Annotated in this window: 12 protein-coding genes; 7 read left to right on the top strand and 5 right to left on the bottom strand. The window is 66.3% G+C overall.

The features are described from left to right. The first annotated feature begins 345 nt into the window (after nucleotides 1–345). From ASC65_RS15800 to ASC65_RS15775, 6 genes are all read left to right on the top strand, one after another. Entirely contained in the window at nucleotides 346–3,600 is a 3,255-nt protein-coding gene (locus tag ASC65_RS15800) for a TonB-dependent receptor (RefSeq protein WP_082526099.1), read from the top strand. Nucleotides 3,601–3,676: 76 nt separating this feature from the next. Continuing rightward, nucleotides 3,677–5,206: a tryptophan halogenase family protein gene (locus ASC65_RS15795; RefSeq protein WP_056455444.1), complete on the top strand. Its 1,530-nt coding sequence runs from the start codon at nucleotides 3,677–3,679 to the stop codon at nucleotides 5,204–5,206. Then, nucleotides 5,203–6,684, top strand: a complete 1,482-nt coding sequence (locus tag ASC65_RS15790; RefSeq protein WP_056455442.1) for a tryptophan 7-halogenase — start codon at nucleotides 5,203–5,205, stop codon at nucleotides 6,682–6,684. The genes ASC65_RS15795 and ASC65_RS15790 overlap by 4 nt, the downstream gene beginning before the upstream one ends. Next, nucleotides 6,681–8,186, top strand: a complete 1,506-nt coding sequence (locus ASC65_RS15785; protein WP_056455440.1) for a tryptophan halogenase family protein — start codon at nucleotides 6,681–6,683, stop codon at nucleotides 8,184–8,186. Before ASC65_RS15790 ends, ASC65_RS15785 begins: the two co-directional genes overlap by 4 nt. A gap of 488 nt (nucleotides 8,187–8,674) precedes the next feature. After that, the gene (locus ASC65_RS15780; RefSeq protein WP_056455438.1) at nucleotides 8,675–13,264 is read left to right on the top strand and encodes a peroxidase family protein; all 4,590 of its coding nucleotides are present in this window, start codon (nucleotides 8,675–8,677) and stop codon (nucleotides 13,262–13,264) included. Nucleotides 13,265–13,353: 89 nt separating this feature from the next. Next, entirely contained in the window at nucleotides 13,354–19,179 is a 5,826-nt protein-coding gene (locus ASC65_RS15775) for a peroxidase family protein (RefSeq protein WP_056455436.1), read from the top strand. 169 nt (nucleotides 19,180–19,348) lie between these two features. Here ASC65_RS15775 and ASC65_RS15770 read toward each other — a convergent pair whose 3' ends face one another. Continuing rightward, nucleotides 19,349–19,918 carry a fasciclin domain-containing protein gene (locus ASC65_RS15770; protein ID WP_056455434.1) on the bottom strand — a complete coding sequence of 190 codons (570 nt, stop codon included), beginning with the start codon at nucleotides 19,916–19,918 and terminating at the stop codon, nucleotides 19,349–19,351. A gap of 18 nt (nucleotides 19,919–19,936) precedes the next feature. Continuing rightward, the gene (locus ASC65_RS15765) at nucleotides 19,937–20,878 is read right to left on the bottom strand and encodes a hypothetical protein (protein ID WP_056455432.1); all 942 of its coding nucleotides are present in this window, start codon (nucleotides 20,876–20,878) and stop codon (nucleotides 19,937–19,939) included. A 244-nt stretch (nucleotides 20,879–21,122) separates the two neighbouring features. Between ASC65_RS15765 and ASC65_RS15760 the strand changes: the two genes are divergently transcribed. Further along, on the top strand, nucleotides 21,123–22,478 hold the full coding sequence (locus ASC65_RS15760) for a dicarboxylate/amino acid:cation symporter (protein ID WP_327019511.1): 1,356 nt from the start codon (nucleotides 21,123–21,125) through the stop codon (nucleotides 22,476–22,478). 3 nt (nucleotides 22,479–22,481) lie between these two features. Here ASC65_RS15760 and ASC65_RS15755 read toward each other — a convergent pair whose 3' ends face one another. The 3 genes from ASC65_RS15755 to ASC65_RS15745 are packed head-to-tail and all read right to left on the bottom strand — an operon-like array spanning nucleotide 22,482 to nucleotide 23,370. Continuing rightward, nucleotides 22,482–22,751, bottom strand: a complete 270-nt coding sequence (locus ASC65_RS15755) for a DUF5985 family protein (protein ID WP_056455429.1) — start codon at nucleotides 22,749–22,751, stop codon at nucleotides 22,482–22,484. Then, complete coding sequence (locus ASC65_RS15750; RefSeq protein WP_056455427.1) at nucleotides 22,748–23,017, bottom strand: DUF5985 family protein; 270 nt, start codon at nucleotides 23,015–23,017, stop codon at nucleotides 22,748–22,750. Before ASC65_RS15750 ends, ASC65_RS15755 begins: the two co-directional genes overlap by 4 nt. Continuing rightward, a complete protein-coding gene (locus ASC65_RS15745; protein ID WP_056455425.1) occupies nucleotides 23,017–23,370 on the bottom strand; it encodes a hypothetical protein in 354 nt (117 codons plus the stop codon). Before ASC65_RS15745 ends, ASC65_RS15750 begins: the two co-directional genes overlap by 1 nt. Nucleotides 23,371–23,429 lie beyond the last annotated feature (59 nt).

Below are 23,429 nucleotides of genomic sequence, written 5' to 3'. Positions count from 1 at the left end.
GTATGATGAATTTCACACAGCAGGCTGAATGTGACGTTTGTTACACAAAGCTACTGGCGAACGCCGTAAACTTCACATTACAACCTAGACCAAGTTCGGCAAAAGAACGGACGAGGGGGAGGTTACGGTTCGCAGTCGCGGACGGTGTCAGCCACATCCGACTTCTAGCGTAGCGGGCAGGGTCTGCCGGTCCGCAAGTGCCTTGTGGGAATCGCTCCCGCGCCATCTCATCGAAGAATGCGAAGGGCGGCCGTACCGCCCCGGTGACTACCAGGAAGACGACTTCGGCTTAAAATTGACAGGGCTGTCAGCCCGATTCAGACCCGCTGTTGGGAGGCGGTAGGAATGAAGACCACAAACAGGATTACGCCTGCGCGCAGGCCTGGGCTTCTCGGCGGCGCCTCCGCCCTGGCTCTTGGGGCGCTCGTTGCGATGGCCGCGGGCTCGACCGCATTCGCACAGGTTGCGGACTCGCAGGACCCGGAGACCGAAGAGGTCGAGGAAGTCATCGTCGTCGGCACGCGCCAGGCGCTTGAGACGTCACAACAGCTCCGCCGCAACGCGGACACCGTCGTCGACTCGATCACGGCCACCGACATCGGCGCGCTGCCGGACAAGTCCGTGGCCGAGGCGCTGCAGCGTGTTCCGGGCGTGACCGTCAACCGCTTCGCCGCCAGCGACGACACCTCCCACTTCTCGGCCGAGCCCTCGGGCGTTCTGGTCCGCGGCCTGCAGCAGGTCCGGTCGGAGTACAACGGCCGCGACACCTTCAGCGCCAACTCGTCGCGCGGCCTGAGCTGGGGCGACATCTCGCCCGAGCTGATGCAGGGCGTCGACACCTACAAGAACCAGACCGCAGAGATGATCGAAGGCGGCATCGCCGGCACGATCGACCTGCGCACGCGCGTGCCATTCGACGCCTCTGGTCGGGTGGTCCAGGTGTCGGCCGCGGTCAATTACGGCGACCTGTCGCGCAACTACACGCCCGAGGCTTCGGCGATCTTCAGCGATCGTTGGGACACCGAGGCCGGCCAGTTCGGCTTCCTGATCAACCTCGCCTATTCCGACGTGACGACCATGTCCGAGACCATCCAGTATGGTCGGATGGGCATCTTCGAGGGCGTCTTTGGCCCGGGCACCCAGTACATTCCGTCGAGCGTCGGCAACCGTCAGACCGAGTACGAGCGCGAGCGCAACGGCCTGGCCCTGGCGGGTCAATGGAAGAGCAACGACGGCCGCTTCCTGCTGACCGGCCAGTACAACCGCTCGGACTTCAGCAATGAATGGCGTGAGCACGCCATCATCAGCTACAACGCCGACATGTGGGCCTTGCCGGTCGACTTCACCTATACGCCGGGTGGAGCGCGCTCGCAGTGGATCCCGTCGCCGGGCGTCGGCGGCACGCCGTATGTGTTCGACTCCGACGGTAATTTCCGCAGCGGCACGCTGCTGGTCCAGCAGACCGACACCTTCTGGTGGGGCGCCAGCGACGCTGAGGCGGCGCAGATCGCGGTCAATGACCAGGGCCAGAACATGCTCGAGCCCTGCTACGCGTGGCAGGGGACCTGCACCAATCCGGTGCGGGGCGGCGACCTGAACGCGGTGACCCGCTTCAACCAGACCAACAACGTCACGGAAGACGCGTCGGTCAATCTGAAGTGGGAAATCACCGACCGCCTGCGCGCCAGCTTCGACGCCCAGCTTATTCACTCGGAAGTCGACAACTATGACGCCGAGGTGGGCCAGTACACCTTCGCCAATATGACGCTGGACTGGTCTGGCGACCGGCCGAACATGACCTTCGCCGCGCCGACCAATATCAACCAGTCCGCCGGCGGTCTGACCAACCCGAACAACTATCGCTACAACCACGCGATGGACCACCGCGAGGACAGCGGGGGTGATCAGCTCTCCCTGCGCGCGGACATGGAGTACGACCTCGGCTCCGACTGGCTGGACTCGCTGCGTGTCGGCGTCCGCTACGCCAAGCGCGAGCAGGACGTGAAGTACAGCGCCTACAACTGGGGTAATATCGCCAACAACTGGAACCTCGGCGGCGGCCAGGCGGCGTTCTGGAACATCGATCGGCACTCGCCGAGCGGGTCCTTCACCGGCTATCCGACCGGGCTGTACCAGAACCGTGAGTTCGGCAACGGCTTCTTCGGCACCAATGGCGAGTACGTCTTCTTCGACATCGACCGGATGGCGAACGGCGACATGGCTCTGCTGAGCTACGACAACATCGGGGCCGGACAGGATCAGTGGCGGCCGGTCTGCGACCGTGCAGGCGAGGTGGCCGACAGTTGCTTCCGTCCGAACGAGCTCAACGAGGTCGAGGAAGAAACCCGCGCAGCCTACGCCATGCTTCGTTTCGGGGGCGACGGCGCCGAAATCGGCGGCACGCCGTTCGTCGGCAACATCGGCATTCGCTACGTCGAGACGGACAACAGCAGCACCGGCTCGCTGTCCTATCCGGTGCCGTTCTCGCCCTCGACCCTGGCCTGTACGCCGACGGTTCCGATCCCCGGCGTGCCGACCACTCCGGGCAGCATCGGCTGTTATCTCTCGGCGGACGACATCGCCTTCAACTCCGGTGGCGGCGTCCAGAGCACGGCTGAGAGCGAGCACCAGCACTGGCTGCCCAGCTTCAACATCCGCTTCGATGCGCGCGAGGACCTGGTTCTGCGCTTCGCCGCCTCCCGCGCCATGGCGCGGCCGGATATCGGGCTGCTGAAGAACTATGTCGAGGTTTCCACCAGCCTGCCGGGCACGGATCCGACCGATCCCCGCTACATCTCCAGCGGCGGCGTGATCACCGGGGTCAATCCGACCTATACGGCCAACGCCTACAACCCGTACCTGGCCCCGACGACCGCGGATCAGTTCGACTTCGCGGTCGAGTATTACTTCTCCGATGTCGGCTCGCTGATGGCGACGGCCTTCTACAAGACGTTCGACAACTACATTCAGTACGGCTCGTACGACCTTGAGGTCACCAACAACGGGGTCACCCGTACGGTGCGCGTCCGCGGCCCGATGAACGGCGAAGGCGCCGAGATCAAGGGCATCGAACTCGCCTACCAGCAGTTCTTCGACTTCCTGCCCGGACCTTGGGCCGGCCTCGGGATGCAGGCGAACTACACCTACATCGACAACCAGGGCATCACGAACTCAAACCTGAAGGTCGCCTCGGGCGGCGCCAGCGGCGAGACGGCGCAGGCCGGCAGCTCGGGTTCGGTTCTGGGCGTCGACAAGCTGGAAGGCCTGTCGGACCACCAGTACAACATCGTCGGCATGTACGAGTGGGGCCCTTGGGCCGCGCGTCTCGCCTACAACTGGCGCTCCGAATACCTGGTCACGGCCGTGGACTGCTGCGTCTATCTGCCGATCTGGCAGGAGTCGGCGGGCTTCCTCGACGGCTCCCTGCGCTACAAGGTCAACGACCACCTTGAGCTGAGCCTGCAGGGCAGCAACCTGCTCTCGACCGAGACCAAGCTGTACCAGCAGGTCAACAACGCCTCCGAGGGCGGGACGCTGACGCCCAACGCCTGGCTACGGTCCGACCGTCGCATGGTGGTCGGTCTCCGCTACCGGTTCTGACCGGAACGACGGTACAAGAAAACGCGTCGCCCTTGGGCGGCGCGTTTTCGGTTTGTGGCTTGGGGTGGGGGTTCGGATGACGCGACCATTGCAGGTCGTCATCGTCGGCGGCGGCACGGCGGGCTGGATGACCGCCTCGGGCCTGGTCGGGTCCCTGACGCAGCAGCAGGTTCAGGTGCGTCTGGTCGAGTCCGACGAGATCGGCATCGTCGGCGTCGGCGAGGCCACCCTGCCGCAGATGCGGGAGTTCAACGACCTCATCGGCATCGTCGAATCCGACATGATGCGGAAGACAAACGCCACCTTCAAACTGGGCATCGAGTTCCGCGACTGGGGCTTCAAGGGGTCGAACTATGTCCACCCGTTCGGCGCTCATGGTCATCCGATGGGCGGGGTCGCCTTCCATCATCAGTGGACGCGGGCCCGGCTGAACGGACAGGCCGAGGACATCGGCGACTACTCCTTCGCCATCGTCGCCAGCCGTCGGAACCGCTTCGACTTTCCGGCGGACGACAAGAGCGCGATCAACTCGACCTTCGACTACGCCTATCATTTCGACGCCGGGCTCTACGCTCGCTACCTGCGTGGCTGGGCCGAGGCGCGGGGGCTGGTTCGGACAGAGGGCAAGGTCGTCGATGTCACGCTGGATCCGCACAGCGGCGACGTCGCTTCCGTCACCCTGGAGTCGGGCGAGGTCATCGCCGGCGACCTGTTCATCGACTGCTCGGGATTCCGTGGCCTGATCATCGGCCAGGCCCTGAACGGGCCGTTCGAGGAATGGGGCAAGTGGCTGCCCTGCGACCGCGCCTTGGCTGTGCCGACCGAGCGCTCGGCCGACTTTACGCCCTATACCCGCTCCACGGCGCTGGAGGCCGGTTGGCAGTGGCGCATCCCGCTGCAGCACCGCACCGGCAATGGCTATGTCTATTCCAGCGCCTTCATCAGCGATGATGAGGCCCACGCCCGGTTGATGGGCAATCTGGACGGCAAGCCCCTGGCCGAGCCGCGGCCGATCAAGTTCAAGTCGGGCCGCCGCACGGCTTCCTGGACGAAGAACTGCATCGCCGTCGGCCTCGCCAGCGGTTTCCTGGAGCCGCTGGAGTCGACCAGCATCTACCTGACCCAGGTGGCGGTCACGACGCTGCTCAAGCTGTTGCCGCGCGGCAACGTCGATCCGGCGCTGGCGGCGGAGTTCAACCGTCGCATCGACAATGAATACGATCGCGTGCGGGACTTCCTGATCCTGCACTACCAAGTCAACGCGCGGCAGGATGGGGACCTCTGGCGGCAGTGCCGCGAGATGGAGATCCCCGACAGCCTGCGCGAGAAGATGGCCCTGTTCGAACATCGGGGGCACATCGCCCAGTACAAGGACGGTCTGTTCTCGCCGCCCAGCTGGCTCAGCGTCTTCGTCGGGCAGGGGATGTCGCCGCGCGGCTATCACCCGATGACGGATCGGATGCCGCTGGATCAGGCCGCGGCCGAGATGGCGGACATCCGCCGGCGCATCTCCGACCGCGTCGACGCCATGCCGGCGCACGACGTCTTCGTTGCGGACTATTGCGGCGGCGAGGCCCCACAGCGAGCAGCGGGAGCCGGGGCATGAGCCGCCCGGTCAAGGAGGTGCTGGTCGTCGGGCGGGACGCTGCGGCCTGGCTGGCTGCGTTGGGGCTGCACCGGGCGTACTCCGGCGCGGGCGTTCGCGTCCGGATCGTCGAGCTGCCGTCGCTGCTGACTCCGGCCGACGCCTATGCCGCCGTGCCGGCGCTCGGCGGACTGCATCGGCTGTTGGGCCTGGAGGAGATGGACGTCCTCGCCGCCGCCGCCGGCTTGCCGGTGCTGGGTCAGCGGTTCGCCAACTGGTCACGGGCCAAGGCGCCCTTCATGCATGGCTATGACACCCAGCGTGTCGGCATCAACGACATCGATCTGATCCAGTACTGGGTGAAGGCGCGGAGCGAGGGCCTGAACGTCGAGCTCGAGGATTTCTCGCTCGCCTCCGCAGCCGCCAAGCAGGGGCGCTCGCCGCTGGAAGGGGACGGGGCGCGACCCGAGGTCCCGGTCTCTCCGGGCTATCACCTGGATGCGCGGGGCTATGTCGACCTGCTGCGGCGGCAAGCCCTGGCGGCCGGCCTCGAGGCTCGGTCGGGGGCGATGCGCAGCGTCGAGAGGGACGGCGACCGGATCGTCTCGGTGACGCTGGAAGACGGCCTGCGGATCGAGGCCGACTTGTTCATCGACGCCTCGGGTCCGGAGGCGGCGGTGGCCGGGGACGCGCCCTCTGCCGGGTTCGAGAGCTGGCGCGGCTGGTTCGGCGCCAACCGGATGCTGACGGCCACGGCGAAGGCGTTGAAGCCGCTTCCGGCCTACGCCCAGATCGTGGCGTTTGAGGCGGGCTGGATCGGCCTCCACCCACTGCGGGATCGGACAGCTCTGACGGTGGTCTACGACGCCTCCGTCATGTCCGATCGCGCTGTGCTGGACGCCATCCCGGTGCTGACCGGACTGAGCCTCGAGGGCGAGGCGTCGGTGGAGCCGTTCGAGGCCGGGGTGCGTCCGGCCTGGGCGGGAAACTGCGTGGCCCTGGGCGCCGCCGCCGCTGCGCTCGAGCCGCTGGACGCCGTGCAACTGCACCTCGTGCACATGGGCCTGTCGTTGTTGATCGGGCTGTTCCCGGTCGACGCCGTCGCCATGCCCGAGGCCGAGGCGTTCAACGCCGGTTTCGCCTCGCACGTCCGCAACGTCCGCGACTTCCAGCTGGCCCACTATGTTCTCAACCGGCGTTTCGACGAGCGCTTCTGGGACCGGGCCCGCGATGTCGATCCGCCGGAGTCGCTGAAGACGCGGCTGCGCCTGTTTGCGGCGCGGGGGCTTGTGGCGACCTTCGACGACGAGTCCTTTCAGGAGCAGAACTGGATCGCCGTTCTGGTCGGCCATGGCCTGATCCCGGCTGACTACGACCCGTTGGTCGAGGCTGTGCCGGAGGGGGAGCAGATCGATCGCTTCCGCAGCTTGCTCGGCCGCATCGCCGAGGAGGTCCGCGCCATGCCCTTGATGGACGCCGCCTTTGGACGGGCCGGATGACCGAGGCTCTGGTTCGCGACATCGTCATCGTCGGCGGCGGCACGGCCGGCTGGATGACCGCCGCCGCCTTGGCCAAGGTGGTGGGGACCGAGACCTATTCGATCACCCTGATCGAGTCCGAGGAGATCGGGACGGTCGGCGTCGGCGAGGCGACGATCCCGCCGATCCTGCTGTTCAACAAGCTCCTGGGCATCGACGAGGATGAGTTCATCCGCGAGACCCAGGCGACCTTCAAGCTGGGCATCGAGTTCGTCGACTGGGCGCGGCTGGGCCACACCTACATGCATCCATTCGGCCTGTTCGGAGCCGAGATGAATGGCATCGGCTTCGCCCACTACTGGCTGCGCGCGCTGAAGGGCGGGGGCGATCCCGGCAATCACCGTTTCGTCGCAGAGGCCGAGGCCATCCGCCTGGGCCGGTTCATGCGCACGCCCCGGCCCACGCCGGAGATGCCGAGCATCCACTACGCCTTCCAATTCGACGCGAGCCTCTACGCCGGCTTCCTGCGTCGCTATGCGGAGAAGCGGGGGGTGGTTCGGCGCGAGGGCCGTATCGTCACGGTGGAGCAGGATGGCCAGGACGGGTCGATCCGATCGGTGACCCTCGCCGACGGCAAGGCCGTGCGCGGCGACTTCTTCATCGACTGTTCCGGTTTCCGCGGGCTGCTGATCGAGGACAAGCTGAAGGCCGGCTACGAGGACTGGTCGCGCTGGCTTCCCTGCAACCGGGCGGTGGCCGTGCCGTGCGAGCGGATCGGCGACCCGGAGCCGGTGACCCGGTCGACCGCGCGCGAGGCGGGCTGGCAATGGCGCATCCCGCTGCAGCACCGCACCGGCAACGGCTATGTCTTCTGCGACAGCTACGTCAGCGAGGCCGAGGCGACGGACGCCTTGATGTCCCGCCTGGACGGCGCGGCTCAGGCCGAGCCGCGGGTGCTGCGGTTCCTCAGCGGGCGGCGCAAGAAGGGGTGGGTCGCCAACTGCGTCGCGCTCGGCCTGGCGAGCGGATTCCTGGAGCCCCTGGAGTCGACCAGCATCCACCTGACCCAGGCCGGTATCTCGAAGCTGCTGGGCATGTTCCCGCGACGCCGTCTCGACCCGGCGATGGCTGATCGCTTCAATGCCGAAATGGACCTCCAGTACGAGAGCGTCCGCGACTTCATCATCGCCCACTACAAGGTCAGTCAGCGGGATGACACGCCGTTCTGGCGGTACTGCCGCGACATGGAAATCCCAGACAGCCTCGCCGCGAAACTCGAGACGTTTCGCGCTCGTGGCGAGGTGATGGTCGAGAACCACGAGCTGTTTCGCGAAACCAACTGGTTCGCAATCCTGTACGGCCAGGGTCTCGTTCCCGACGACTACCATCCCATCGCCGACGCCCTGGCCGACGATGATCTCCGGGTTCGGCTGGCGCGAATTCGTGCGGCGATTCAGGCCCGTGTCGACGGCATGCCAAGTCACGCGGCCTTCCTTGGGCGCTGCGTGAACGGCGCGGCCTGAAAGCCCGGTCGGGCCGCGTCTAAGGGCTCTCTAGGTCGTCCACCCTAGACCGATCGAGATAGATTCGTCGGCAGTCCAAAGTATGTATCCCCTAAGGACAATAGACGATCAGCGTTCTCTGGTTCAAATCAGTAAACGTGCGTCAAAGTAGGGGCGAGATCGAGGCTATTTCTAGCCCGCTCGTGGGCTAGAATCTCCCCGGCAGTATCCGACAAAGACGAACCTGTGCGTGGCCCTCCGGGGCGATGACCAGTCATGGGCGGCTGCTGGAGGGTAGCTATGGTGGGAATGATGCGGAAACGCCGGGGTTGGGCCGCCCGCGTCCGGGGCTGGGACGCACTCGCCTTTCTGATCCATGGGGCCCCGATCCTGCGTGTCCAGCGCTGTCGACAACTCTCGATAGAACAACTTTATGTCGCGCGTACGGAGGTCGAACGTGGGCGCGAACTACTGACGATTACTAAGGATTGCGGCTGGAGGTAGTTGCTATGCCGATCTCACTACGGGCGAATGATCTCAGCTTCCTGGCAGGCGAGATCGCCAATGGGCAGGTTCGCGTGCCGAGCGGCTTCGGCAACAATGCCGCCCATCCGACCTGGGGCAACTCCAACCAGCCGTTCCTGAGGCTGACGCCGGCCCATCCGGAAACCAGCACCGTCAACGGCGTGCGGGTCACCGGCGCCAGCGGAGCGCCGCTGCCGAACGAGCGACTGGTCTCCAATGTGGTCTCGCAGTTCGTCGGCGGCGACGGCCTGTCGATCGACGTGCCCAGCACGGCGAACACCAATCTGCTGATGATGTCCTTTGGCCAGTTCTTCGACCACGGCCTCGACTTCTACGCGCGCGGCGGCGGTAGCCAGTTCGTCGACCTGAGCACGATCAACGCGCAGCTCGCTGCGATCGCTGCGGCGAATCCCGGGCTCAACATCGACGTCACCGACAACATCATCGCCCAAGGCGTCCCGCCGCAGCTGCAATTCCTGATCGGCGGTCGCGCGGCCCGCTACACCGTGGACATCAACGGCGTCATCACGCTGGACAACGTCAACGGGACCGAGCGCCTGAACATGACGTCGCCGTTTGTCGACCAGAACCAGACCTATGGTTCGACGGCTGCCTTGCAGTTCCTGCTGCGCGAGACTGCGCGGGACGCCAACGGCGACATCATGCGCGACGGCAACGGCGATCTGATCAAGACCCATCGCCTGCTTGACGGCTCCCTCGAGATCGGCCCGGACGGCGTGAGCCGCGGCAACCTGCCGACCTATGCCGACGTCCTGCTCAACAACGGGGTGAGCCAGGCCGACCTTGATACGGCCTTGGCTATGGCGGCCGTGGCGGGCGGCGACTTCGCCGCCTGGACCTACCTGCAGGGCGCGCTCGATTTTCGTGATTTCGGCGACATCGGCGACGGCCTGTTCACGCCGCTGATCGGCGACAAGAACGACTTCGATGCATCGCCCTACGCCCAGAGCGGCGGGGCCAACGCGAACTTCAGCCTTGAAGCCCTGCTGTCCTACTACGTGGCCGGCGACCACCGGCCGAATGAGAACGTGGCGCTGACGGCGGTGCACACGGTCTTCCACCGCGAACACAATTTCCAGGCGGACAAGATCGCCGCCCTGCATCCGGAATGGACCGCCGAGCAGATCTTCCAGGCGGCCAAGGCGGTCACCGTCGCCCAGTACCAGCGGACCGTCTTCGACGAGTTCGCCGAGAAGATGTCCGGCACCCTGCCGGGCGCGGGCGACCACGGCTTCGACGGCTATAACCCCGCGGTCAATGCGGCCATCTCCGACGAGTTCGCCGGCGCGATGTACCGGGTCGGTCACTCGATGATCAACGAGACCATTCCCTACCTCGACGCTAACGGCGTGCTGCAGGAGGTGTCCCTGATCGACGCCTTCCTCAATCCGTCGATGTTCGCGGGCGGTGACGCGAGCCATCCGGAAGTCCCGGGCGGCGCGGCGCCGCTGATGGGTGGCCTGATGCGGGTCGAGCATCAGCGTATCGACCACAGCATCGTCGAGGCGGTGCGCAGCATGCTGCTCGGCCTGCCGCTCGATCTCGGCGCCGCCAACCTGATGCGCGGCCGCGAGTTGGGCCTGCCCTCGCTCAATGAGTTCCGCGCCTACATCAGCGGCAACACCTCCTTGCTGCAGCAGAATGGCCAGGCTTCGGATTACTCTACTGAGGCTGGCATTCCCCAGCTGTCGCCCTATGCCAACTGGGATCAGTTCGGTGCCGCCCTGCGTGGGAATGCGGCCGAGCGCGCCGACCTGCTTGCCCGCTTCAAGGCGGTCTACGGCGAGGACGTCATCGATCCCGGCAACGGTCTGCTCAACGGCACCGGCATCAGTCATGTGAACGATGTCGACCTGTGGATCGGCGGCCTGGCTGAAGCCTCCTTCGGCGCCAGCCAGATGGGTTCGACCTTCACCTGGATCTTCCAGGAGCAGCTTGACCGGCTGCAGGACGGCGACCGGTTCTATTATATCAACCAGTTCGACGGGACGATGCTGCTGCGCGACATCGACTCGGAGCATTTCTCCGACCTGATCGCGCGCAACACCGGCCTGACCCACCTCCACTGGGACACCTTCGAGACGACCGACACGGTCGCCATGACGGCCGGGCAGGTGAATCGCAACTTCAGCGACTTCAACAACTCTGCGCTTGACCTGGTTTTGGTCGGCAACGCCCTGAACAACGCCATCACCGGCACCGACAGCAACGACACCATCTACGGCGGCGACGGCAACGACACGATAGGCGGCGGGGGCGGCAAGGACGCCTTGCACGGTGAGGGGGGCGACGACGTCCTCAACGCCAGCCTCAACGCACAGGACGCATTCCTCTACGGCGGCGACGGCAACGATATCCTGAACGGCAACGGCAATGACGACGTCCTGCGCGGCGGAGCCGGCGACGACATCATCTACGGCAACGACGGCAAGGACTTCCTCAACGGCGACGCCGGCAACGACTGGATGGTCGGCGGGAACGGAGCCGATGACGCCTTCGATGGCGGCGAGGGCATCGACACCATCGACTACAGCGCCTCGGGCGCCGGGGTGACGGTCAGCCTGCTCGTGCCCGCCGGCCGCTTCCTGCCGAATGAGGGCGACGGGGGCACTGCGGAAGGCGACGTCGCGGTCAATGTCGAGAACATTGTCGGCAGCGGCTTCAACGACCTCCTTACCGGCGACGGCGCCAACAACACCTTCGAGGGCGGCGCCGGCGCGGACGCCCTGATCGGCGGCGCCGGCAACGACACGGTCAGCTACCGCAGTTCGAACGCCGCGGTGAGCATCCATCTGCTGCTCGGAACCGTCACCGGCGGCCATGCTCAGGGCGATACCCTGAGCGGCTTTGAAAACGTCACCGGCAGCGCCTTCAACGACATTCTGATCGCCACCAACACCGCCAACATCATCGATGGCGGGGCTGGGGCGGACTCCATGACCGGCGGCGGCGGCGGCGACCGCTACTACGTCGACAATGCGGGCGACACTGTGGGCGAGACGGCCGGCGGCGGCGTGGACATCGTCTACGCCAGCGCCAACTGGACGCTGACGGCCGGATCCGAGGTCGAACAGATCCGCGCCAACTATCTCGCTGGTCCCGGGCTCGTCCTGGGCGGCAACGAACTGGTCCAGGTCATGATCGGCGGCGTTTCCGGCGACGACCTGAGCGGCGGGGGCGGGGCGGATGTCCTTCTGGGCATGGCCGGCAACGACACCCTGCGTGGTGGTCTGGGCGCGCTCAATCAGTTGCAGGGCGGCCTCGGCGACGATGTCTACGTCCTCGACGTCAACGACACGGTCGTCGAACTCGCCGGGGAGGGCGTCGACAGGATCGAGACCACCCTCGCGGTCCGCACCGTGGCGGCCAACGTCGAGAACCTGACCTATACCGGCGGCGGGGCCTTTATCGGCATCGGCAACGCCCTGGCCAATGTCATCACCGGCGGCGGCGGCAACGACATCCTGAGCGGCCGTGGCGGCAATGACAGCCTGATCGGCGGCGGCGGCGTCGACTGGGCGACGTATGTCGCAGTGGCGGCGGGCGTGACGGTCAACCTCGCGCTCCAGACCGCGTCAAACGACGGCGAAGGCGGGGTCGACAGCCTCACCGGCTTCGAGAACGTGACCGGCTCGGCCTTCGCAGATTCCCTGACGGGCGGCGCCGGCGCCAACACGCTCAACGGCGGGGCCGGAGGCGATACGCTCTGGGGCCTCGACGGGGCCGACATCCTGCTCGGCCAGCTCGGCAACGACACCCTGCGCGGCGGTTCCGGCGCAGCCAATCAGTTGCAGGGCGGGGCCGGCGACGATGTCTACATCCTCGACGCAAATGACACGGTGGTCGAACTCGCCGGGGAGGGGACCGACACCATCGAGACCTCTCTGGCCGGCCGGAGCCTCGGCGCGAACATCGAGAACCTGACCTATACCGGCGCCGGTAATTTCGCCGGCATCGGCAATGCGCTGGCGAACGTCATCACCGGCGGTGCGGGGGCCGACACCCTCACGGGCGGCCTCGGCAACGACACCCTGAACGGCGGTGGAGGCCAGGACCTGGCGATCCTGTCAGGCCTGCAGGCCAACTACATCGTGACCGCGGTGGCCGGCGGCTTCCAGATCACCGACCTGATCGGCGGCCGCGATGGCGTCGACCAGTTGATCGGCATCGAGCGGGTCCGGTTCACCAACGGGGCCACCGTGCTCCTCTCCACCCTGGCCGCGGCGCCGGCGGTGAGCGCCAAGGAAGCGGGGCCCTCGGTCCTGCCCGCGGCGAAGGACCACGTCACCGATCCGCCGGTCCTGCCCCCTGTCGAAGACTTCGTCCTCAAGGGCATCGACGTGGCGCAGGTGATCCCGGCGATCGACGACTTCGTCTTCAAGGGCGGCGACCTGCCGCCCGTCCTGCCGCCGCTCGACGCGGAAATGGCGGGCCCCAGATGGAAGGCGGCCTGGAACGATCAGGTGGATGACGGGCGGTTCGCCGTCCGCGTCGACCACGGCGGCGAGTGGTTCAGGGGCGACGGAGACCCCCGCGACGACTGGTTCTTCTGACGCAATAGGGCCCCGGCCCCCGCGGCCGGGCCCAGCAACAATCGAGGGCCCGGCCACGGTCGCCGCCCTCCGAGAGCGGGGTAAGGGCTATGGCGAATTTCATTAGGAGCGATCTGGTTTTCATTCTCGCCCAGATCAAAATCGCAGAGCAGCACGCGGCCGCCACCGGCTCCACGTTCAATGACGGGACGGCGGTCACCGCCGCCGAGCTCACCGCCGGCCGCACCAGTCTCCTCGCGCTGGTTGATGGATCGCCGAACCACTCATTCGGGCTGCGCACCGTCAGCGGCATCTTCAATAACCTGCTGACCGACGGCCAATCCGACTTCGGCCAGGCTGACCAGCCGTTCCCGCGCATGACGCCGGCGGACTACGACCGGCAGGGGGTCAACTACAATCCGACCCCCAACCAGCCTGGAGCGCTCGTCACTGACGCGCAGCCGAGGACGATCTCAAACCTGCTCGTCGACATGACCAGCCGAAACCCGGCCGCGACGGCCGCCTATGAGCTGGCGCTCGAACAGGGGCTCGACGCCACCCAGACCGAGATCGAGCCAGGGGTCTTCCTCTACCACATCCCCAATCGGGCCCCGGACGAGGGCCTGTCAGCCCCGTTCAATTCGTGGATGACCCTGTTTGGCCAGTTCTTCGATCACGGGCTCGACCTGGTGAACAAGGGCGGCAGCGGCACGGTCTTCGTCCCCCTCCAGCCGGATGATCCGCTCTTCGTCGTCGGCTCGCCCACCAACTTCATGCTGTTGACCCGGGCCAACGTCGCCGGCGGCGAGGCCGTCAACGCCACCTCGCCCTACGTCGACCAGAACCAGACCTATTCCTCGCACCCGTCGCACCAGGTTTTCCTGCGCGGCTACACCTTCACGGGGCCGAACGGTTCACCGGAAGCCACGGGCAAGCTGATCCAAGGCGACAACGGCGGCATGGCCACCTGGGCCGCTGTGAAAGCGCAAGCTCTGCTGATGGGCATTGCGCTGGATGACTACGACGCCGCCGCCATCCCGCTCGTTCGCACCGACCTCTATGGCAACTTCATACCCGGCGCGAACGGCTTCCCGCAGTTGCTGATCAATGGCGTCTGGACGTCGGGAACGCCCGGGGCTCCCGTAGACGCCACCCTGGCGACGAAGAGCGGGCACTCCTTCCTGCTCGACATCGCCCATGCGGCCAATCCCTTCAATGAACAGACAGGTCAGCCGCTTCCCGCCGGCCAGTATGATGCGGCGCTGCTCAATGCGCACTTCATCGCCGGCGACGGCCGGGTGAACGAGAACATCGGCCTGACCGCCGTGCACCATGTCTTCCACTCGGAGCACAACCGGCAAGTCGACTTCTCCAAGGCGCTCGTTCTCGACTCCCTGGATGATCCGGAGTTCACGGCCGCCGAGCACCTGGCCTTCCTGAACGACTGGCTGGACACGCCGCTGTCGCTGGGGGCCTTCCAGGCGCTGAACCTGGCCAACCTGAATCCGGACGCTTTCGACTGGAACGGCGAACGCCTGTTCCAGGCCGCGAAATTCGCCACCGAGATGCAGTACCAGCACCTCGTGTTCGAGGACTTCGCGCGGAAATTGCAGCCGCAGATCGACGTCTTCGTGGCGCCGGTCGGCTATGACGTGACTGTCGATCCCTCGATCGTCGCGGAGTTCGCCCATACGGTCTATCGCTTCGGCCACTCGATGCTGACCGAGACCATCGATCGGTACGATCCGAACTTCACGGCCGACCACATCGGCCTGATCCAGGCCTTCCTCAATCCGGTCGAGTTCGATGCGGGCGGCACGATCGACGCTGACGTGGCGGCGGGCGCGGTCATCCGCGGCATGACTCGTCAGGTCGCCAACGAGATCGACGAGTTCGTCACCGACGCTCTGCGCAACAGCCTGCTCGGCTTGCCGCTCGACCTCGCGGCGATCAACCTGGCCCGCGGGCGGGAGACGGGGGTGGCCACCCTGAACGACGCGCGCAAGACCTTCTACGATCAGACCGGCGACGCTCAGCTCAGGCCGTATGAGAGCTGGTACGATCTGGCGCTGCACCTCAAGCACCAGATGTCGATCGTCAACTTCATCGCCGCCTACGGCACCCACCCGTCGGTTACAGGGGCGGTCGGCTACGAGGCCAAGCGCGACGCGGCGATGCTGATCGTGTTCGGAGGCGTGGGCGCGCCGGCTGACGCCGTCGACTATCTGAACAGCGAAGGCGCCTGGGCCAATGTCGGGACCGACAGCGTCACGGGCCTCGACGAGGTCGACCTGTGGATCGGCGGCCTGGCCGAGGCGGTCATGCCCTTCGGCGGCATGCTGGGCTCGACCTTCAACTTCGTGTTCGAGACCCAGCTCGAAGCTCTCCAGAACGGCGACCGCTTCTACTACCTGGCGCGCACCGCAGGCATGAACTTCATCAATGAGCTGGAGCAGAACTCCTTCGCCAGCCTGATCATGGCGAACTCCAACACGGACCACCTTCCGATCGACGTGTTCTCAACGCCGACCTACATCCTCGAGGTTGATCGCCTCGATGTGGATGCCGATGGCGACGCCCAGTTCAACGCTGGTCTCGGGAACCTCGATCCGACCCAGGCGGGCACTGTTCCGCTGGTCGACCGCAATCCCGGGGCCGGCAGCGCTGATCCTGGACCGGCGGTCAGCTACCTCCGCTACAACGGCGTCGATCACGTCGTCCTCGGGGGCAGCGCCCTCAATGACACCCTGATCGCCAGTATCGGCGACGACACGATCTGGGGGGACGGCGGCAACGACCGGATCGAAGGCGGCCAGGGCAATGACAACATCGACGGCGGCGTCGGCAACGACATCATCACCGACGCCGGCGGCGACGACGTGATCAAGGGCAATGAGGGCCATGACGTCATCCACGGCGGCCCCGGCCTGAACCTCATCATCGGCGGATCCGGCAATGACTATCTGATCACCGGCGAGGACTCGTCAGAGGTGTTCGCCGGGACCGGCAACGACTTCATCTTCGGCTCGACCTTCAATGAAGGCATGCAGGGCAACGAGGGCGACGACTGGATCGAGATCGGCACACAGGACGGGGCCCCGGGGGACAATTTCGATCCCTTCGGCCGTGACCAGATCGCCGGCCATGACGTCTTCTTCGGCAATGGCGGCTTCGACGAGTTCGTCGGCGAGGGCGGCGACGACGTCATGACAGGCAGCTTCGGCGTCAACCGGATGGAGGGCATGTCCGGTTTTGACTGGGCGGCCTACTACACCTTGCCGTCCGTGCTGGCCGACTTGAACCTGCCGGCGTTTGACGAGACGCCGATCCCGCCGACGCCGAACACGGCCACCGACCGGTATGCCAACGTCGAGGGGCTCTCAGGCAGCGCGGGCAACGACCAGCTGTTCGGCTCCGACGTCGCGGATCTTGCGGCGCAGGGGCTCGTCGGCGGCGTCCTTCAGTTCACCGAGGGCGCGCGCGGCAGCGTGCTGAACGCGGCGGGCATCGCGCGCATCGCCGGGCTTCAGGACATCGTCGGCATCGGCGTGGTCCAGTTCTCGACGGGCAATATCATCCTCGGCGGCGGCGGCAGCGACGTCATCGAAGGCCGCGGCGGTAACGACATTCTGGACGGCGACCGCTTCCTGCAGGCCAGGATCGGGGTGTTCGACGCGAACAACGTCCAGATCGCCAGCTTCGCCAGCATGGGCGGGGCCCTGAACGCTGCCATGCTGGCCGGGACCTACAATCCAGGCCAGCTCAGGATCGTGCGTGAGATCGTCAATGGCGGGGCCGTAGGCGACATCGACGTGGCCCGGTTCTCGGGCATCCGGGAAGACTACGACATCATCAACAACGGCAACGGCAGCTACACCATCGTCCACGCCCGCGGCACCTTGGCCGACGGCACGGATGTGCTGCGGAACATCGAGCTGCTGCGCTTCTCCGACGGCCTGACCGGCACGGTCGACTTCGCCATCAGCGCCCTTGATACGGCGGTGGCCCAGGCGGACGCCTTCTCAATCACCGAGACCGGAACGCTGAACGGGAACGTCCTCGCCAACAACGGCGGCGGGGCCGACATCACCATCCCGGCGGGCAACATTCTGGCGGTCTCGGCGGTCAACGGCTCGACGGCGGCAATCGGGAACGCCACGGTCCTGGCCTCCGGCGCCACTTTGACCCTGAATGTCGACGGGACGTTCTCGTACAATCCGGGTCTGATCTTCCGCAGCCTGCCCGGACCGCTCTCCGGCGCCTCGAACACGACTGCATTCGACACCTTCACCTACACCCTTGCAGGCGGCAACACGGCGACCGTGACCATCACGATCAATGGTCAGGACAGCATCGGCGACGTCCTTAACGGAACGGCGGCCAACGACAGCCTCTGGGGCGGCGCGGGCAACGACACGCTCAATGGCCTGGGCGGTCTCGACACCGCCAACTACTCGCAGTCAGGCAACGGCGTGAACGTGAGCCTCAACGCCAACCAGGCGTCGAATGACGGCAGCGGTGCGGTCGACACGCTCAACAGCATTGAGAACGTCACCGGGTCGAACTTCAACGACACCTTGGTGGGCAACGCCCTCGGCAACATGCTGATCGGCGGAAGCGGGGCGGACACCCTGGTGGGGGTGGGCGGCGCCGACACCCTGGTTGGGGGCGCGGGTGCGGCGAACACGATGATCGGCGGCCTCGGCGACGACCACTATGTCGTCTCGGCCAGCGATACGATCGTGGAACTGGCGGGCGAAGGCATCGACAGTATCGAGACCACGCTGAACACCTACACCCAGCGGGCCAACGTCGAGAACCTGTCCTTCGCCGGCGCTGGCAACTTCACCGGCTCCGGCAACGCCTTGGCCAATATCATCACGGGATCGGGCGGGACCGACACCCTGTACGGCGCGGGCGGGAACGACACGCTCGTCGGGGCTGGAGGCGTCGACACCGTCACCTATGCGGCCGCCGCCGGCTCGGTGAACGCCAACCTCACCGCCATGCGAGCGAGCGTGGACGGCGATGGCGGGGCGGACACCTTTGTCGGCGTCGAGAACCTGACCGGCTCCGCCTTCGCTGACCTGCTGGTCGGCAATGCGGACGTCAACGTCCTCAATGGCGGGCTGGCGCGAGACACTCTGCTCGGCTTCGGCGGCAATGATGTTCTGCACGGCGGCTCGGGCGTGTCCAACCAGCTCCAGGGCGGCTTGGGTGACGACCTGTATGTTCTGACCGCTGCGGGCGACACCATCGTCGAACTGGCGGGAGATGGCGTGGACAGCGTCCAGAGCCTGTCCAGCTACCATGTGCTCGCCGCCAATGTTGAGAACGTGACCTACACCGGGGTCGGCAACTTCACGGGCATTGGCAACGCCATCGACAACGTCATCATCGGCGGCGTGGGCGCAGACACCCTGACAGGGGGTGGCGGCAACGACGCCCTCACCGGCGGCGCTGGCAATGACCTGGCGGTCATGTCCGGTCTGCAGGCCAGCTATACCGTCGTCGCGGTCGCGGGCGGCTACCAGATCACCGACTCGGTGATCGGGCGCGACGGGGTCGATCAACTCCTTGGAGTCGAGCGGGTGAGGTTCAGCAACGGCGCGACGGTGCTTCTGTCGACCCTGGTGTCCGCCCCGGCCCCTGCCGCCGAACCGAAGAGCGCAGCTCCGCAGGTCATCCCGGCCGTCTCCGACGCGAAGGGTTCAGGACCGCAGGTCCTCCCGGGCTCCGACGAATTCCTGGTCAGCGGTGGAGCCTTCGCGGCGCTCGCCAAGGCCGAGAACCCGCTCAGTCCACTGGTCCTGCCGGGGGACGAGAGCCGCCACATTCCTCTGTGGAGGCAGATGTTGCAGAACGATGACCTCGGCTTCGCTGTGCGCGACGCCGACTTTGGGGGCTCGGGCGCCGTCGATGACTGGGCCCTCTAGGGCGCAGCCATCGTCAGCCCGGCCATTTCCTGTGGCGACACCGCTTGCAGGTCAGCATCCCGGGATGGCTGCGGCTCTGCACATAGTGATGCTTGCAAAACAGCTGTTTTAGGAACTTGAGCATGGCTCGACCCTCCGCTCGAGCAGCCGGCGCGTGGCCGTAGCAAGCTTAACCGCTGCCGTTGGCGGTGGTTCCATCCGGAGCCTTCACCAGCAGAGCGTCGACAGGCTGGATGACGCCATTGCTGCTCAGGGTCTCGTCGCCGGCGAGTCGGGCCCGGGCGCCGTCGGCGGCGGTGACGACGATCGTCTCGCCGTCGCGGGAAAAGGTCACCACGCCGTCCGCCATCGTCCGCATCTGGACCCGACCGTCAGCCGCGCGATCGATGGCGGTCCCGATGTCCTGACGCGTGAGGGCGCCGGGCAGGATGTGGGCCTGCACCAGGGCGGCGCCCTGGGCTTTCATCGTATCCGCTGTGAAGTCCGCCCCCTGGGCGGCCGAAAAGGCCGCGTCGGAGGGCGCCAGGACGGTGTAGGGCCCCTTGCCCTCGAGGACAGCCTCGAGCCCGGCGTTATCGATGACGCGGTCGAGCGTCTTGAAGTCGCCGTCCAGCCCAGCGGACAGGGTCTTGGAGGAGGGCTCCAGGGCCCCATCCCCCGTCTTGCCGTCGCCGCTGTTGCAGGCGGCGAGGGCGAGAAAGGCGAGGGGCGTCGCCGCCCAGCGCACGAGATTTCGCATCTGTGTCTCCGGCGACGCTTAGGTGAGGAGTTGGATGACGGCCTGGACCAACTGGGTCGTAGGGTCGACCTGGTACACATAGCCGTCGTTGTACCGGTACAAGCGGTCCTGCGTGTCTGCGTACTGACTGCGGTAGGCATACGGCACGTTGTAGACGTCGTAGCCCGACGGCATCCGCTGGCCCACGTTCCACTGCTGGCCGGTCAGCAGCGCCGCCACTTGGCCGATAGCCTGCGTCTGCGGGTCCAGCCCGTAGATGGCGCCGTCAGCGTAGCGATAGTTGTACCGGTCGTTCAGGCCGAAATAGTCGACATAGTACCGCGGCGCGGGCTCGTAGACGTACTGCGCCGGCCAGACGTTGCCGGGCGACAGGGCGCCGCCGAGCACAGGCAGGTAGCCCAGCAGCGAGCCTTGGGGCGACAGCCGGTACAGATAGCCATCGTCATATCGGTAGTCGAAGCGGTCGTCGCGCACGCGCCAGACGTAGTCGTAGCGGCTGCGCTCCAGCTGACGGGCTTGGCCCGGAGGCAGGCAGCCGTTGTGCTTCTTGGCCAGGCCGGGCGGACAGCCAGCGATCAGGCCGCGGTCCGGGGCCGTGCGTAGGTAGACGACCGGTCGATCCCGGTCCACCACCACTCGGTTGATTTCGCGCTCGACGACGCGGACGTCGCGGTCATGGCCGCGTCCACGTTCGTCTCGATGGTCGGGGCCGCGGTGGTCGTCCCTGCGGGTGTCGATCCGCACCGCCTGCGGGCCGCGGCTGTGGTCGCGATCTGCGCGGTCATTGCCGCGGCCTTGGTGGCCCCGGCCGCCACGGTCGTCGTTGTGACCCTTGCCACCCTTGTCGCCGTGGTCCCGGCCGTGTCCGTTGCCGTTGCCGTTGTTGTCTAGAGCGGCGGCCGCCTGCGGCAGGCTGAGAGCCAGCGCCAGCGCGGTCGCCATGGGCATGATCCGTTTCATCGGAGCCTCCTTCGGTGGGGTCCACAACGTGACGTTTCCCGGGCGGTTCCGGATACGTGATCGGCGACCCGCGGCCGCCGCCGATCGGGATGCGCCCCGCGGTCGAGCGCTGTCAGCGGAAAAAGGTTATCCTTTTCAAAATCTAGCGGTTGACGGATTTCGCTTGTTTTGGCGTGGGCGGCTTCGAATACTCGCGTCGTATTCTGACGGACCCTCAGGGCCGTCGATTGGAGAGCTCGGCTTGATCCAGCCTGTCCAGCCAGACGTCGCACCGGCCGTGCGCAAGCCGCTCTACCGCAGCCTTTACGTCCAGGTCCTCGCCGCCATCCTGCTCGGCGGGTTGATCGGTCATTTCTGGCCAGACGTCGGCAAGGAGCTGAAGCCGCTTGGCGACGCCTTCATCAAGCTGGTGAAAATGATCATCGCGCCGGTGATCTTCCTGACCATCTCGACCGGCATCGCCGGCATGCGCGATCTGGGCCGTGTGGGGCGGGTCGCGACCAAGGCCTTCGCCTACTTCCTCGTTTTCTCGACCCTGGCCCTGATCGTTGGCCTGATCATCGCCAATGTCGTCCAGCCCGGCCGCGGGCTGAACATCGACCCGGCGTCGCTCAACGCCGGCGCCGTCGCGCAATACGCCCAGGCGGCGCACGAGACGACCATCGTCGGCTTCCTGACCAGCATCATCCCCACAACGCTGGTCAGCCCCTTTGTCGAGGGGAACATCCTGCAGACGCTGTTCGTGTCGATCCTCTTCGGCGTCGCCATGGCCGTCGTCGGCGACGTGGCGGCCCCGGTCCAGCGAGGACTGGAGGCTCTGAGCCAGATTGTGTTCCGCCTGGTCGCCATCCTGATGAAAGCCGCGCCGATCGGCGCCTTCGGCGCCTTCGCCTTCACCATCGGAGCCTATGGCATCGCCTCGATCGCCAACCTGCTGGCCCTGATCCTGACCTTCTACCTGACCTCGCTCGTCTTCGTGCTGGGAGTGCTGGGGACCGTAGCCTGGGCCAATGGCTTCTCGATCCTGCGCCTGATCCGATACCTGAAGGAGGAGCTGCTTCTGGTGCTCGGCACCTCGTCCTCCGAGGCGGCACTGCCCAGTCTCATGCAGAAGCTCGAGGCCGCCGGCGCGCCCAAATCGGTGGTCGGGCTGGTCGTGCCGACCGGATATTCGTTCAATCTGGACGGCACCAACATCTATATGACCATGGCCGCGCTGTTCATCGCCCAGGCTATGAACATTGAACTGAGCCTCCAGGAGCAGGTCGCCCTGCTGTTGGTCGCCATGATCAGCTCCAAGGGGGCCGCGGGGATCACCGGGGCCGGCTTCATCACCCTCGCCGCGACCCTAGCGGTGGTGCCCAGCGTGCCGGTGGCCGGCATGGCGCTAATCCTCGGCATCGACCGCTTCATGAGCGAGTGCCGGGCCCTGACCAACTTCGTCGGCAATGCGGTTGCGACCCTGGTCGTGGCGCGCTGGGAGGGGCAGCTGGATCAGGCGCAGTTGCAGGCGGCGCTCGGTGGGGATCCTGAGGGGCTGGCGGCCGCGCCCGATCCCGCCGCCGGTCCCGGCGACAAGGAACGGCTTACCGCCGACTGAGCTTCAGGCCTTGGGCGCCCGGCGCGACTTGCCGATGACCGCCAGGATGATGATCAGGAAGGCCAGCAGCCGAAGAAGGTAGAAGGGGCTCTGTTCCTCGCGCGGGACCTGCAGAAGACCCGTCAGGAGCGGCGTCGCAGCCATGAGGGTGAAGGCGGCGGCGAAGGCCAGGAACAGCCGATCCCCCGTGCGCCGCCAGAATTTGAGGAAGAACAACGCGGCCACGGCGTAGCCCATGATTATGGCGCCGGTGATCATGGAGGCGGGGCTCATTTGTCGACCTCCCAGATGAAGCCGTAGATCAGCACGGAGACGGCAGCGAGGGCGGTGACCTGACGGGCGGGCGACAGGTACACGTCCGGGAAGACGACCATGTCGAGAACGACCATCAGATTGTTCAGCGCCAGCAGGATGAAGCAGGCCGCGCTCCACATCAGCAGCCGCTGCCGGGATTTAAGCCATGACCGGACCAGCAGGGCGGCGCAGGCCGCGCTGGTCAGCAGACATAGCCCGTAGACGACGGCGGGGCCCCAATCCATCACGACTTCCAGCCCCTGAAGCGGAACGAATCCGCAAACCCTCTCAACGGATCCGGCCGACGTGACGCGATGGTCTTCACGACGGCGACCGGGCGCTCACGGTAGGCGGCTTCGAGCGCGTCGCCTAGGTCCCTGAGGATCGCGGAGGCCGGTGCGTAGTGGAAGCCGTCGGCGTCGCGGGCGACCAGGCCGGCGCGCTCCAGGCCGGTCAGGCAGTCGGTGACCAGCTGGGGGCTGGCGCGCAGCTCTGCGACGATCGGATCGACCGCCCAGGACGCACCGGCGTTGCGGCGCAGCAGGAGCAGAACTTCCAGCGCCCACACCGAGGGAACAGCGCCTTCGATGAAGGACACAAGCTCCAGGCTGAGAGGCGACCGCGACTCCGCGCTCACGCCGCCGCCGTCTGAACGGA

The sequence above is a fragment of the Brevundimonas sp. Root1279 genome (genome assembly GCF_001425945.1).
Classification (GTDB): Bacteria; Pseudomonadota; Alphaproteobacteria; order Caulobacterales; family Caulobacteraceae; genus Brevundimonas.
Note: the sequence above shows the minus strand (reverse complement) of the source record. Positions and strands in the feature narration are given on the sequence as shown.

What these genes read in the sequence shown, in the direction of transcription:
- ASC65_RS15770 (WP_056455434.1), bottom strand. Translation starts at nt 19,918, where the DNA reads ATGCGAAATCTCGTGCGCTGGGCGGCGACGCCCCTCGCCTTTCTCGCC.
- ASC65_RS15780 (WP_056455438.1), top strand. Translation starts at nt 8,675, where the DNA reads ATGCCGATCTCACTACGGGCGAATGATCTCAGCTTCCTGGCAGGCGAG.
- ASC65_RS15750 (WP_056455427.1), bottom strand. Translation starts at nt 23,017, where the DNA reads ATGGATTGGGGCCCCGCCGTCGTCTACGGGCTATGTCTGCTGACCAGC.
- ASC65_RS15755 (WP_056455429.1), bottom strand. Translation starts at nt 22,751, where the DNA reads ATGAGCCCCGCCTCCATGATCACCGGCGCCATAATCATGGGCTACGCC.
- ASC65_RS15800 (WP_082526099.1), top strand. Translation starts at nt 346, where the DNA reads ATGAAGACCACAAACAGGATTACGCCTGCGCGCAGGCCTGGGCTTCTC.
- ASC65_RS15765 (WP_056455432.1), bottom strand. Translation starts at nt 20,878, where the DNA reads ATGAAACGGATCATGCCCATGGCGACCGCGCTGGCGCTGGCTCTCAGC.
- ASC65_RS15790 (WP_056455442.1), top strand. Translation starts at nt 5,203, where the DNA reads ATGAGCCGCCCGGTCAAGGAGGTGCTGGTCGTCGGGCGGGACGCTGCG.
- ASC65_RS15785 (WP_056455440.1), top strand. Translation starts at nt 6,681, where the DNA reads ATGACCGAGGCTCTGGTTCGCGACATCGTCATCGTCGGCGGCGGCACG.
- ASC65_RS15775 (WP_056455436.1), top strand. Translation starts at nt 13,354, where the DNA reads ATGGCGAATTTCATTAGGAGCGATCTGGTTTTCATTCTCGCCCAGATC.
- ASC65_RS15795 (WP_056455444.1), top strand. Translation starts at nt 3,677, where the DNA reads ATGACGCGACCATTGCAGGTCGTCATCGTCGGCGGCGGCACGGCGGGC.